Raw genomic sequence first — 12,391 nt, 5'->3', positions numbered from 1 at the left:
TCTATATTACTTCCTGTACATACTTAAATAGTCTCAGGAGATGCTTCTTATTCTCTAATCTCCACAAAAATCCGTGATCTCTTACTTTGCCCGCTTTAAGATGTATAGCAAAGTCTATCCCAATAATATTCTCTTTAACAAGAGCTACAAACTCTTCAAATAAAACTTCTTTAGCATGTATTAATGTATCATAGTGAAATTCTTCATTACCTTCTGAATTTTTTCTAGCATGTGCTATAATAAAAGCACTTTCTTTATGCTTATTTTCCAAAGCGTTCTTTAAATCCTCAAAAGAATAATAAACAACCCTTATACCCTTGTGTAAAATGTATATTCTTTTATCTTCTTCACTCACACTTAAACTCCATAATTTTCTGTTGGGATTCACCTTTATAGTACAGTAAATCGCTAATCTCTCTCTCTCAAGATCCTCTTCTCCAAACTCCTCTACAAGTCTCCTTCTATTCTCTATGGCAGACCAATTTGGTATCAATGAAAATAATGTTTGCTTGCCTGTTTGAGCTGTTCTTTTACTTTTAGGTTTTTTAGAGCGAGAACATTTAATTTCTATACCTTTGAAATCCGGTATTTTACTACTATTTGCTGAAATTCCTATCAAGGTTTCAAAAGTATAACCTATACCAGTATCTCCAGCTCTTAAAGTAGAGATAAATTGCTTCTTTTCTATTTCCTTCACCATTTCTATCAGTTCATCCAGAGGCGTAGTTTCTTCTTTAATAGCTTTTTTCAAATCCTCGTAAGCAAATACCGCTGAAAGTCCACTTATTTTTTCTTGATTTAAATTAAATCTGAATAAATTTGCAATTTCATTATATGCCTTGTCTTTCGGAGGAATTAACACACAATAATATTCGAATGATTCTTTCAGTTTCGCAAATAGCATTATTGAATTTTCCGGTTTATTATTTAGTAACTCCGGAGAAAGGGAGGTCATTCTTCTCTCTGGATATCTATGATAATGTTTCCACTTACTTTTTTTCTCAATCCAATTACCTTCTTTAAACCAATATGTAATTATTGATGCCTCGTAATTAATTTCACTCAATGTATCAAAACCTTCAAATTCAGGAAATAATCTGTAAGCATAAACGGGTATTAATACTCCGTGACGGCCACTATCGTCATTTTTCGTTAAGATTTTACAAAAAAAATCTTCATACATATATGGATTTTCAAAATAGTGTTCAATGATGTTTGAACTCTTCATATTGCACCTCTTTTAATCAAATTTAAATAAATTCATTACTTCTATATCTAGTGCTAAAGATATTTTAAATATCGTATCCAAACTTACATTCTCGTTCCCTCTTTCAATTGAACCTAAATGATTAGCATTTAGATTGGATTTTTCTGCTAATTTCTCAATTGTCCATCCCCTCTTCTCTCTCTCTCTCCTTACGTTTATGCCAAACTCATACTTGATGTCCAACAGCAACTCTCCTTTCATCGTTGTATCTATAATTTACAATTATTTTTTCCATTAAAACACCTGCTATAACAGTTAATTTAAAGGTAAAAAAACCTATGAACAAACATGTTGCTAATGTTTGTTCATAGGCTTTTTTAATTTACTCTTTTAAAACATTGTTTTATAACTTCTTCAACTAGACACTCTCCGAAGTCTGAAACAAATTCTTCGTCACTAGAGTCGAAAATAAATTCTCCAATTTTATTATGAGCTATACAACAACGTATCCTATAAATCCAATAACAAGTTATTTTTATTAGAAAAACTTTGTATTTTCCATAATCCATATTTCTATTAACAACATTTTTTACTACCTCGAATGAAAATCCCCCTTGAAGATTAATACTTTCAAAATCTTCAATCTTTAGTGGGTTGTAGTCCTTACCATAATCATAAAAATGACTTTTGCTTTCGACATAAAATTATCAATATTGTTTAATTGTACCTCCAGAGATGGTATAGAATTTATTCTTCCACCTAGAACATAAATTAATCTATTAAACTCTTTTGAATTATATTGAGAGAGTAGTTTTCCTATTCCCTTGAGATCATCATCCAAATCTTTTATGTTATTAACTAAGTCATAATCGAATAGCAATTCGATCAAATGATAATTTTTTAGAAATCTTTCAAATGCAAATGGTTCTTTAATTAAACGAGTAGCAATTTCATTATGATACATTGTAGGTAACTCAATATCACTCACAGCAACGATTTGACTTACTTCACGAATATGCGACCTTAGCCTATCTTGTTCTTTATGTAGAAATTGTCCCCAAATAGCAGAAGTATTATGGAATTTTTCCATGTAACGATTTAGTGACCTTTTATCTAGTACTATATAATCATATAGAAACCGATACTCCTCCATCAGAAATAATTCACTACTCACTTCTGTTAGATATGCTATAAATTCACCCTCAGTTAAGTTCTCCAGATTGAAACTAGATTTAGAAGAAGTGAAGTAGATTAGCCTAAGCTTTCTTGTTCTTCATCTACCACATTTATTACTTTTGTTCTATCAAATACCCGATTAATTTGAGTTATTGGAATTGCTACTTTTCCATTAATACATAAATGCCCATTGATATCTTCAACACAATCCAAAGAAAAAGGTAAGACTTCACGTGTATCAACATCTAACTGATTTATATCAAAAAGATTCATTTATTTAACGTGCCTCCATGAGCCAACAATCCTCGAGACTTAGTTCACCCTCTTCTCTGAAAAACTCTTTAAATCCAGAATGAAGAAGCTTTCTTGTCGCATACCCAATATTATCTGTCTTAGGGTTCAAACCACCTTTAAGCTCATTAAAAACTTCTAAGTCCAGTGGATCATCACCTTTTTCTGCTCTTTTTAAGGTAGTAAGTAAAGACTCAAGAGATACATTAATTCTTTCTGTACGCCCACTGCCCCTTCCAAAATCAGATAAAGCTGAGAAAAAAGAATTAATAACATTTTCATCTGCCAACCAATTTGATCTACCATTAGAATAAATTCTATGCGCCTCAAAATCCAGATCTGTGTAAGTCTTAAGATATCTCTCAAATAGTATAAAACTGTCCCCCAATTCATCCTCATTTGAGTCTAAAATATCGTTATCTATTAACTTGTTTGCTACTATATTATCTCTCTTAATTTCAGGACTTTTAGAGAGAAAGCTTTGATAAGCTGTAACCAGCCTCTCTAGAGGAAACTTTCGGGCTTTATTTCTTCTTTCAGTGTCACGTTCCGCATAAATTTCAAGGCCATCTATAGACTTCTCAAGTTTTTCTTTTAAAGTTAAGAACAACAATTCTACCTGATGCCGCATTGACATTGGTTTTTGTCCAGAATTTAGTACAATAATCCTGTAAATCAAATGTTTAATATCCTTTTCTAACCAAAACTCAAGTGTTAACTTTTGGCCGCTCTTGAATTCTTTATCGGAATTTTTTATATCATTAAGAATGTAGGTACGTTGTAAACCATCTAAGATATTTACAATTCCCACTTATTTAATTCATTCTTTAGAGCCTCAAAATTATTATTTTCAACGTGAGGTATAAGCTTATCAACATAATCAGGCTTAACTGCTAGTGTTATTGAAGGTAGCACAGTCCCAGCCAGAATATCATTCTTTAATCATTTATATGCCTTATGATTCTCTCGTTTTCGTTGTATAAAAAAATCCCCAAAGTCGTCACCTATGATATTAAGATAGTCAGTAACTGGAATTTGCGCATATATAACTGGAGTATTAGTTCTTAAATCTTGAGAAATTCCCAGAATATTTATATCCAATTCTTTGCCCCAATTCTAATTTATTTAATATAATCAACTAAACTAAAAATGCCATAATTCTTGACAAAATTCTATTAAAATAACAAAAGTTACTCGCTTTCTAATCACTCAAAAAATCCTTCAGGATATACCGGAACGTGTCCCGGCTTTGTTTCAGAATCTCTTCCCGATGGGCGACAAAAAGAAGCTTTGCTCCCGCGTGGCTTGCGCGGAATCGCTTGTAATCGAAGGCAGAGATGACCGTTTTGCCAACGCCTGTGGCGGCGACGATCAGGTTACGGTTTCGTCCATACAGCGTGCGCTCGGCGTCCAGCTGTTCCAGCACTTCCTTTTGATAATCGTAAGGCTGAATGTCGAGGTGGAAGTGTCCGGATGGGTCTTTTTTGCGGTTCAGAGCTGCTCTCAGCTGTGCCTCATGCTCCTGATCCTCAGGAATGTATCTCGTAAATTCGCGGTCATTCCAGTAACTCTCGAAGGTCGCTTCGATCTTGCGCAGCACATCCAGGGAATCCTTCTCCGTCACCTTGAGATTCCACTCCATGCCACTGGTCAGGGCCGGGTTGGACAGGTTCGAAGAGCCAACATAAGCAGTGGTGAATCCCGTATCGCGGTGGAAGATATACGTTTTGGCATGCAGCCGGGTGACTTTGGTATCATACGAAATCTGGATTTCGGTGTTCGGTAATTTGCTAAGTTCGGTAATCGCTTTGAGGTCGGTTGCCTCCATATAGGTGGTTGTAATGATCCGCAGTTTGCCCCCACCCGATGTGAATTGCTGAAGCTGTTCCAGCAACAGGCGAAGCCCACTGAATTTGATAAAAGACACCAGCCAATCGATCCGGTCGGCGGTCACGATCTCTTTTTGCAACTCCAGCAGCATACTTGGTTCAGATTTGGCACCTGTGAATAACGAGCTTTGGGCAATTGGCGTATCGGGACGAATGATTTTGGTATCCCGAATGGCACGAATGCTGTTCAGCTTGGAATACACATGGGTCAGCACCTCACCCTGCTCATCCAGTTGCAAGTCGTTATACTCCTCTTCCCCCAACGTGCCTTTCAGGGTTGCAATAATCTCATTGCATGTTCGAATCTGCTCTAATACGGCCATCTTGTCTTCCGTCTGTTCCCGTACAATCTGAGCGCTCGCCGAGTCACCGCCGCCAAATATGTGGACAGCAGTTTATGCGCTTCCTCCGCATCCAGTTTCTCGGTCCCAATGTGATACACATCCGGGTCCAGCGCCGAAATCTCCTGCCTGGTGATTGTGTTGATAAGCTGTTCATATATGCCTTGTTTCATGAATGTACCTCGCGAGGGTTAGAATGGTTGTGGATATGTAGTTGAGCTCCATATGTAATATCTTTAAAAGCTTCTATACTATTATCGACAAATGAAGAGAACTTTTCATTATAGTTTATGATTTAAATAATATCTATCAATATAAGGGAGCATATGGAAGCAAGTTTAAGATAGGGTGTGGATACAGCACTACCATTAAGATGAACAGGATGATATGTCAAAATACACCTATATTCCACATTTTACATGTGCATAATTTGTATATACAATGAACAACTGTTATACAAATTCCTATATGTGAGGAGAAAGTAATTGAATAAAATATTAAAAAATTGGGCTCAATGTTCCCTTTCCATTGTTTTGTCAGTATCCTTATTTACGCCTGTCTCTAGTGCAGCATCGACTCAAGTCCAAGGTAATGAGGTATTATTGAATTCAGGATGGTCACAAAAAGAGATTAATGACCTTTTATCAGAAGATGAGATTCAAAAATATGCTTCTGGTGAAATTTCAGATACAACTACTCATTTTGTTAAGCAAACCATTAAAGTAAAAGTAGATCAAAGCAGTAAAGCAATGTCTACCTTACAATCAACACCAGAGCCAACACTTACTCCAGTAGAAGGCTCTGAAGAAAGAGTTCTTCTATCCGAAGAAGAATTCTATCAAGAAATGAAAGAATACGAAAAAGCTGAAGGGAACCCACAAGCTATACTTAAACTAGGTAAGAAACAGAACTCTCCTACTTCTCTACGGGCAGCAAATGCTGAAGTGGATTATGTAATACCTGACGGGTATATGAAATACACTATGCAAGCATTTAAAACGGGAAGTAAAGATTATCAATTGAATTTGAGATTTGAATGGTTGAAAATGCCAGTTAACAGAGGCATAGATGTCTTTGCATTGGGGCATGGACCTGGGTTAGTCCAAACAGGTACTCAGGATGACCTAGTCTTTACTGGTAAATATAATTATGTGACGGCGGGGCAACCTATAAAAGAGGCTAATATTACTCCCATTAGCAAAAAGACAGATAGTGGCGGAAGCTTTGTAACTTTTCGGCTTGATCAAAGTTCCTTAGCATACTCCCTTGCTGCATATAGAGGGTATCTTAGTTACCACACTTCTGTGAGTAACTCCACGGAGCTTACAACATCTGTTGAAGGTTACTATAAACACAAAGTTAGCAAGCTTACTGTCTCGCCATCTGTAAGTTACCCTTTGTCAGTTGGCTTGAGTATATCCTCTGAAAGTTCGTATGTTACTGAGTCTCCTACTCCGTATTTTAGCCTGAAGTTGTAATTATGTTAATATAGTTAGGGTAATAAAGAGTGTACAGACTGTACACTCTTTATTTCATGAAAGGAGCACGAAATTTTTATGAATAAAAAGAGCATAGTCATTGCCCTAATCTTTGGTATCCTTATATTGGTTCTTCCCGCTGTATTTTACTTTTTTACTGGCTCATCGGAAGAATCAGCGCTGCCTGAACCTAATATTCCCACTCAAACCAAAACAGTAAATGGCATCACGATCACGTTACTCAATGCAACGTATAACAATAGCGAGTTGCAGATTGGATATGAGATAAAGGGAGGCGGACAGTCCGAGAACGATTTGGGATATACCTTCTATAATCAAGGTGAACCTTTCGCTGAAACTGTAAGTGGCGACCTTCTAAAGCTCGGAGACAAACATTATTACATTACAACAAGAACTGATCAAGTCCGCGATCTACCAGAAACATTGAATCTTACTTTTGAGATTAAAGCACGTCCGAACTCGGCCGAACAACATAACATTTCTATCCCATTCGAACTTGTGCTAGAGAAAGAAAAGAGTTAATTCATGATCTCCATGAATTAACTCTTTAGAATGTCCTATTCGGGGGATATTTCTTTATGATCCGGATTCATCCCTCAACTTCTCACGCATCTACGGGATTCTTACACCTCTTTATTCTGATAGATAAAATAAGAAAAACGGCTCCTATCACAGATAGAAGCCGTACAATGCTTTGTTAAATCACTTCAAGCAATCCTTATGACACTACAAATTGTACGACAATTGGGGTGCCATCATTTAATGCATCTCCACCGGGGATTGTAAGTGTAGTGGTGGTAACTGAGGATGTATCTGCTGTTTGCATAAGGCCATTAACGTAGAGATTGTAGTAATTAAACGTGCCTGGAAAAGCTGTTGCGGCTGTACCTGCATCGTTCGTAAAAGCCGTCGCAGCGATTGCAAACGTTGCTCCGGTTCCTGTTCCATCCCCTATAGTCGCGGCGAATCTTAAACTGTTCTGAAATGGTGTAACAAGCGGCATGTTTCTCACCTCCTACCTGACATAGTATATGTAGTAGATTTGAGAGTAGTGAAGGCAGAGGGATGAGATGATATAACCATTTTCATTTGTTTAGGATTACCGCTGTTAATTGAACAATTTCAATAATGACTGGTGTTTCAGCAAACAGGACACCGCTTTGAGATGGAATAAATAATCCATCTGCAGTTAACACATACGAATTGCCAGGTTGTACGATCCCATTAATATAAAGATTGTAATAACTCGTCATGCCTATCCCCACAAATTGAGATATACTTCCTCCCTCATCATTAACAAATTCACTAGCAGAAACTGTAACCGAATTCGACAAATCCAAATCAGTGTCAGGGAAATAAAAGTAGCGGTCCGATGTAGGAATGATCTGAATTCCGGGGATACTGCCTGGCGGGCCTTGCTCACCCGGAGGCCCTGTCGGCCCCTGCACTCCGGGAGGTCCCTGCTCACCAGCTACACCCTGAGGGCCAACCGGACCTTGGACTCCCGCACTTCCCGGTTCGCCTTGTTCACCGCGAGAACCAACAGGTCCCTGCACTCCGGGAGGCCCCTGCTCACCAGCTACACCCGGAGGGCCAATCGGACCTTGAACTCCCGCACTTCCCGGTTCACCGCGTTCGCCGCGAGGACCAGCAGGTCCCTGCACTCCGGGAGGCCCCTGCTCACCAGCTACACCCTGTGGCCCAATCAGGCCTTGGGCTCCCGTGCTTCCTGGTTCACCGCGTTCACCGCGAGGACCAGCGACACCTTGTACTCCTAAACTGCCTGCTTCACCCCGCTCACCTCGAGGACCTGTCAAGCCTTGGGAACCTTGTTGTGCGAGCAGTCCCTGCGTTTCAGGAAGACTGACTGTTTTTATTTCCTCCATTTTAGTGGGGGCAGCTTCCAAAGTAGGCTCAGGACAGGCGAGAGGAACATTGCCTCTTCCAGGTAATGCAATATTTCTGTGTCTGCGGGATACTTTCTTTTGTCTCACGCGCTGCTTGTAAGCACATCTTTTTCTTCCCAAAGCTTTACGTATGGCATAACGTTTTTTACGTTTTTTCGGAATATCGTTACAGCGTTTCGTTGAAGAATGTCTCTTTCTTAATGAGTGAAGAGTCGTTTTCACCTTGTTCGTATGCTTCAAAGTCGCCACACTCCTTAGGCCAGTGCCAGTAAACCACAGTATATGCCCTATACTATGTCTTCAGCACATGCGGAGAGTGTGCGAATAACTATGACCGCAGCCCAATAAAAAAGAACTACAACTTTTGCTATAGTCCTTCCTCTTATCTGCTTTACCCTTATTTTCTTCAATTTCACCTGGGACTCAACGCCTCTCTCCAGACGTCATTCTCTACAAAATCAACATTTTTCTCCTTAAAATAAGTTCTTGTCTCTTGCTCCAGATCATATAGGATTTGAGGCCAGTCCTTCTCTTCGATCATTGTCGATTCAAAGTCACCAATGATATTCAACCACCGATGATTTAACTGCTGGTACTCCTGTATTCTGGCTTTTAGTTTTGGGGATACCATACGATTGGTTTGATCCAACGGATCGAACGTCATATGCATTCGGTGAAGTGTATGTGGCCATATGTCCTCTACTCCCAAATCGTTTATGAATAGTGGTGCGGGTTTTACGAGCCAACTGCTTTCCTGACTAAAACTAAGATTCATCAAGTTATACTTATCAATAATCTGTGACATAGCTCTGAGGTTAACATGAAGCTGCCTTGCCTGCTCTCCGTCCTCAACCATCTCGTTTATGATTTTGCCATCCTCCAGTATGCGGTTAAAAATACGATCATTCGTGATGATCGCACTTTTCATATCAACCAAATCTTGACGGATATTCGAGGTTAGGTATTGTTCATACATTCTTTTTTCTTTGTAGAAACTGTAGGTTAGAACAAGCAAGATCACAAACGCAAGGCAGCAACCGATCATCAAAAGTCGTTTTTTATTAAGGATCATGGCGAGATATTCTCCTTGGATTTTATAGTAAGAAGCACCTCTACGTTTACGTGGTAGAAGTGCCTTCTGTCTTTCAAAATTTTAGTTGTGAAATTTCATCTAGATGTTTCTCGGGTCCATGTAACACCAACTATTATTGTACGGATCTTTTATCCTTTTAAGATCATCCAAAGTATAGAACCAATCTTCCTCAATCCATACTTTTGCATCTGAATACTCGTGTAAGAGAGCAAATAGGAATTGAAATAATAAATCCTCGTTACCATCGAAATCGTCAGAAACTATCGCTTTAAAATACTCATTTTTCAATTTTCCCCAATCAAAAGTAACGATCTGAAAATCATATGGTTCATCATACACACTAAAGCTGATCGTTCTTACGTAATCTTCCTTAAACGGCTTATCACTAATGTATATCCGAGTGTATTTTAGTTCTCCTTCAATGTCATATTTTTCGTCGTCACTGTCAAAGAACATGTTTTCTTTTGTACATAGGGTTCTAATACTATTCAATAGATTGCATGCCGAAGGGCTGTTTTTACATTCAAATACGATAAAAGATGAGATACTCATTTATTCTCCATCCCTCTTAACTCAAATAACTTTTTCACTACACCACTTAGGATTATAAGGTCTTTGACGTAGTCTTAAGATATCATCAGCCGTGTAGTACCACTCGGCAGCATCAAACCACAAGTAATCTTCTGGATTATCTTTAAAATACTCTACTACAAACTTGTAAATGAATTCATACTCATGATTGATATTCACAATATCCAATGCCCAAAAATAATCCGTTGATTGAGTGAGCCACGTGAAACTATCATATGAACTTTCAACAACCTTGTTTACGTTAAACGTAAAGTACCTAATTGTATCTTCATCTTCGGAACCCAACAGAGTCTCTTCGTCTACTTCGGATAGAGTTGCCTTCTGCAGATTGAAAGTTCTGATCTGTATCAAGTTCAACTGTAATGTGAAAACAGTACATATTAGCTCTCTGCGCTGCCTTCTTGAAGTTCTCAAGAGCCTGCTATGGAGAATAATTTGATATTTTCTTTAGAATTATTACTGAGCTAATTTTCTTTGAACCTCCTTTACATTAGAAGACTTAGCACCGCTAGCTGATATCCCCTTTTCTTGGCTGCATCTATTCCTTGACCGCGTATAAAACAATATATTTATCTCTAACAAAGATAGACAAGCTTTCTTTGTCACCTTTAACAAAAAGGTGACACTGTGGATTATTAATCTTATTTTTAACAGTCAAAAATGAGGATTCCGTTACATTTCTAGCTTGAGAGCTCTTTTTCAATATAAGGATAATTAAGGATACTCAGCAGGCTTGGAGTAAAATATTTAGTTTGATACTTATCTAATCGATTATTGACCGTTAAAGAACCATTTTCCATTCTAAGTAACTGAGTAGAACCATCTTCTAAGAATAATAAATTCCCTTCCGTATCCTTCATAAGTTTACTAATCACTTTGAACAAATGGCCGATACCATCATTAAAAGTACGACCAAACAATTGAATTCTAATGCATACATTCAAAACCAGATTATAATGTTTTTGAACAAACGTGATATCAGAAATATCCTCAATCTCGATGAAAAATGTGAAAAATCTACAGCCAACTACGATTTCATCTTCGTTAATTTGGAGTGAACTGTTCTCCTTAACCGTTTCAGTAACATATTGATGAATCAATTCACCTAATGATTTACGGTCAAGCTTAGTTTGTAAAAACAACTCGTAATCCATCCATTAATCCTCCCCAAATACCCTAGTTATATTACCGTCTTTAACAAATAAAACTTCTTTTAAATTTTTCAGATCCCCATTTGGGTTAGCTTTTCTAATAATGCCTTGAGTAATTTCACTAACTAGTTCAGTTGGAAATTCATCCAGATTAACAACAATTCTTTCAGCTTGAGTTTTAGTTTTCTTTGCTATGTTTCGAAGAATATTATCTACATTTGCATCGTTCATAGGAGAATAACAGTCAAAAACCTTCCCTTGTATTAAAAAGTCAGGATTGGAGTTTGCTTTAACTCCATATCCATTCCCACCATCTATTTCGTCTAACATTTTTATTTCATAACCTTTATCAGCTAAGAAGTTAGCTGTTTCATTTTGTTTTTTTATCCCATGGGAATCACCTACACCGTAATTCCCCGTTGGCTTACTTCCTTTTGGTAGTGAAGGTTCTGTCAGATCTCCATGACCTACGCTACCTTTCTCCTGCTCCTTCTTACCTCCCCCACCTCCACCCGATTCATGACGTTCCTTCGGGTGTAAGGCTCTGCCGAAGATAAAATAAGAGAGGGCCTGGCCGACCATCGCACCTTTAACATAACCTGACTCGTCCTCATCGAGTTGTTTCTTCTTATCATCCACAAACTGCTCGATATCAGACCTTGCTGTTCCGTTGCCCCAGGCCGCATCCCAAGCAAAGGCGAGTCCACGTCCAGCGTCAACTACCTTACCTAGAGTCATCGCATAAGCCAAACTGCCTAATGTGCTTAACGGATTATAAATGAGTGCTTCGGCTGTCTCGCCTACGCCTGTAACTGTGTCACCAATGGCTTTGTCCACGGCTCCAGTGAAAAAACTTGGTTTCAACTCATTGGGGATGTACAGAGCCACCTCACCTGTGCTGTCTGTCGTCCTGAAATTATTTGCAATGAAGGTAAACTCCTTCTGAATATTATCCAGCATGCCGAGTGTTGACGGGAAAACATGCTTGACCTCCATAAAATCCCAGAAGAATCGTTCTTGCGTAACCCCCGACCATTCGGATTGTAGCATATTCAGAGATTTATCCAGTTCACGAACCATTCGGTCCAAATCCAATTTACATTGCTGAACATAACGTGCCTTGGCATCCAATTCATCGGGGTGTACCTGAATCCGCAACATGCCGTTTTCACCACCAAACCTGTTCATAGTTTTTATACCTAAATTTTAACAAATGGAAATTGTCTTTGGAATTGAACAGAAGGAT

General features: G+C 38.3%; 14 protein-coding genes and 1 pseudogene. 2 read left to right on the top strand and 13 right to left on the bottom strand.

What is annotated here, in order from left to right:
* Position 1: 1 nt before the first annotated feature.
* The 6 genes and pseudogenes from ABIE27_RS15450 to ABIE27_RS15425 form a co-directional block, all read right to left on the bottom strand.
* Entirely contained in the window at positions 2–1,228 is a 1,227-nt protein-coding gene (locus ABIE27_RS15450; protein WP_429350892.1) for an MvaI/BcnI family restriction endonuclease, read from the bottom strand.
* A gap of 12 nt (positions 1,229–1,240) precedes the next feature.
* The gene (locus tag ABIE27_RS15445; RefSeq protein ID WP_429350891.1) at positions 1,241–1,450 is read right to left on the bottom strand and encodes a helix-turn-helix domain-containing protein; all 210 of its coding nucleotides are present in this window, start codon (positions 1,448–1,450) and stop codon (positions 1,241–1,243) included.
* Positions 1,451–1,853: 403 nt separating this feature from the next.
* On the bottom strand, positions 1,854–2,360 hold the full coding sequence (locus ABIE27_RS15440; protein ID WP_429350890.1) for a hypothetical protein: 507 nt from the start codon (positions 2,358–2,360) through the stop codon (positions 1,854–1,856).
* Positions 2,361–2,458: 98 nt separating this feature from the next.
* Positions 2,459–2,656, bottom strand: a complete 198-nt coding sequence (locus ABIE27_RS15435; protein ID WP_429350889.1) for a hypothetical protein — start codon at positions 2,654–2,656, stop codon at positions 2,459–2,461.
* Positions 2,657–2,660: 4 nt separating this feature from the next.
* Entirely contained in the window at positions 2,661–3,485 is an 825-nt protein-coding gene (locus ABIE27_RS15430) for a hypothetical protein (RefSeq protein WP_429350888.1), read from the bottom strand.
* 405 nt (positions 3,486–3,890) lie between these two features.
* Positions 3,891–5,077 (bottom strand): annotated as a pseudogene (locus tag ABIE27_RS15425) (DEAD/DEAH box helicase family protein); the annotation flags it as partial.
* A 312-nt stretch (positions 5,078–5,389) separates the two neighbouring features.
* On the opposite strand from ABIE27_RS15425, the gene ABIE27_RS15420 reads away from it, so the two are divergent.
* Positions 5,390–6,382, top strand: coding sequence for a hypothetical protein (locus tag ABIE27_RS15420; protein ID WP_429350887.1), 993 nt, complete (start codon positions 5,390–5,392; stop codon positions 6,380–6,382).
* A 78-nt stretch (positions 6,383–6,460) separates the two neighbouring features.
* Positions 6,461–6,925 (top strand): hypothetical protein, encoded by a 465-nt coding sequence (locus ABIE27_RS15415; RefSeq protein WP_429350886.1) that lies wholly within the window; start codon positions 6,461–6,463, stop codon positions 6,923–6,925.
* Between the two features lie 196 nt (positions 6,926–7,121).
* On the opposite strand, the gene ABIE27_RS15410 is transcribed toward ABIE27_RS15415, so the two are convergent.
* The 7 genes from ABIE27_RS15410 to ABIE27_RS15380 form a co-directional block, all read right to left on the bottom strand.
* Complete coding sequence (locus ABIE27_RS15410; RefSeq protein ID WP_090917548.1) at positions 7,122–7,406, bottom strand: DUF4183 domain-containing protein; 285 nt, start codon at positions 7,404–7,406, stop codon at positions 7,122–7,124.
* Positions 7,407–7,488: 82 nt separating this feature from the next.
* Complete coding sequence (locus tag ABIE27_RS15405; protein WP_429350885.1) at positions 7,489–8,397, bottom strand: DUF4183 domain-containing protein; 909 nt, start codon at positions 8,395–8,397, stop codon at positions 7,489–7,491.
* 325 nt (positions 8,398–8,722) lie between these two features.
* Positions 8,723–9,382 (bottom strand): hypothetical protein, encoded by a 660-nt coding sequence (locus ABIE27_RS15400; RefSeq protein ID WP_429350884.1) that lies wholly within the window; start codon positions 9,380–9,382, stop codon positions 8,723–8,725.
* Between the two features lie 99 nt (positions 9,383–9,481).
* Positions 9,482–9,955 (bottom strand): hypothetical protein, encoded by a 474-nt coding sequence (locus ABIE27_RS15395; protein WP_429350883.1) that lies wholly within the window; start codon positions 9,953–9,955, stop codon positions 9,482–9,484.
* A 21-nt stretch (positions 9,956–9,976) separates the two neighbouring features.
* The gene (locus ABIE27_RS15390; protein ID WP_429350882.1) at positions 9,977–10,279 is read right to left on the bottom strand and encodes a hypothetical protein; all 303 of its coding nucleotides are present in this window, start codon (positions 10,277–10,279) and stop codon (positions 9,977–9,979) included.
* 395 nt (positions 10,280–10,674) lie between these two features.
* The gene (locus ABIE27_RS15385) at positions 10,675–11,148 is read right to left on the bottom strand and encodes a hypothetical protein (protein WP_429350881.1); all 474 of its coding nucleotides are present in this window, start codon (positions 11,146–11,148) and stop codon (positions 10,675–10,677) included.
* A 3-nt stretch (positions 11,149–11,151) separates the two neighbouring features.
* Complete coding sequence (locus tag ABIE27_RS15380; protein ID WP_429350880.1) at positions 11,152–12,333, bottom strand: WXG100 family type VII secretion target; 1,182 nt, start codon at positions 12,331–12,333, stop codon at positions 11,152–11,154.
* Positions 12,334–12,391 lie beyond the last annotated feature (58 nt).

It is taken from the genome of Paenibacillus sp. 4624 (assembly GCF_050435065.1).
Lineage (GTDB): Bacteria > Bacillota > Bacilli > Paenibacillales > Paenibacillaceae > Paenibacillus > Paenibacillus amylolyticus_D.
The sequence above is the reverse complement of the archived record's forward strand: the minus strand, read 5'-3'. Positions and strand labels throughout refer to the sequence as shown.

Bases quoted from the DNA above. Each gene is read 5' to 3' on its own strand.
- ABIE27_RS15450 (WP_429350892.1), bottom strand. From the start codon at position 1,228: ATGAAGAGTTCAAACATCATTGAACACTATTTTGAAAATCCATATATG.
- ABIE27_RS15440 (WP_429350890.1), bottom strand. From the start codon at position 2,360: ATGGAGGAGTATCGGTTTCTATATGATTATATAGTACTAGATAAAAGG.
- ABIE27_RS15435 (WP_429350889.1), bottom strand. From the start codon at position 2,656: ATGAATCTTTTTGATATAAATCAGTTAGATGTTGATACACGTGAAGTC.
- ABIE27_RS15415 (WP_429350886.1), top strand. From the start codon at position 6,461: ATGAATAAAAAGAGCATAGTCATTGCCCTAATCTTTGGTATCCTTATA.
- ABIE27_RS15410 (WP_090917548.1), bottom strand. From the start codon at position 7,406: ATGCCGCTTGTTACACCATTTCAGAACAGTTTAAGATTCGCCGCGACT.
- ABIE27_RS15400 (WP_429350884.1), bottom strand. From the start codon at position 9,382: ATGATCCTTAATAAAAAACGACTTTTGATGATCGGTTGCTGCCTTGCG.
- ABIE27_RS15395 (WP_429350883.1), bottom strand. From the start codon at position 9,955: ATGAGTATCTCATCTTTTATCGTATTTGAATGTAAAAACAGCCCTTCG.
- ABIE27_RS15385 (WP_429350881.1), bottom strand. From the start codon at position 11,148: ATGGATTACGAGTTGTTTTTACAAACTAAGCTTGACCGTAAATCATTA.
- ABIE27_RS15380 (WP_429350880.1), bottom strand. From the start codon at position 12,333: ATGAACAGGTTTGGTGGTGAAAACGGCATGTTGCGGATTCAGGTACAC.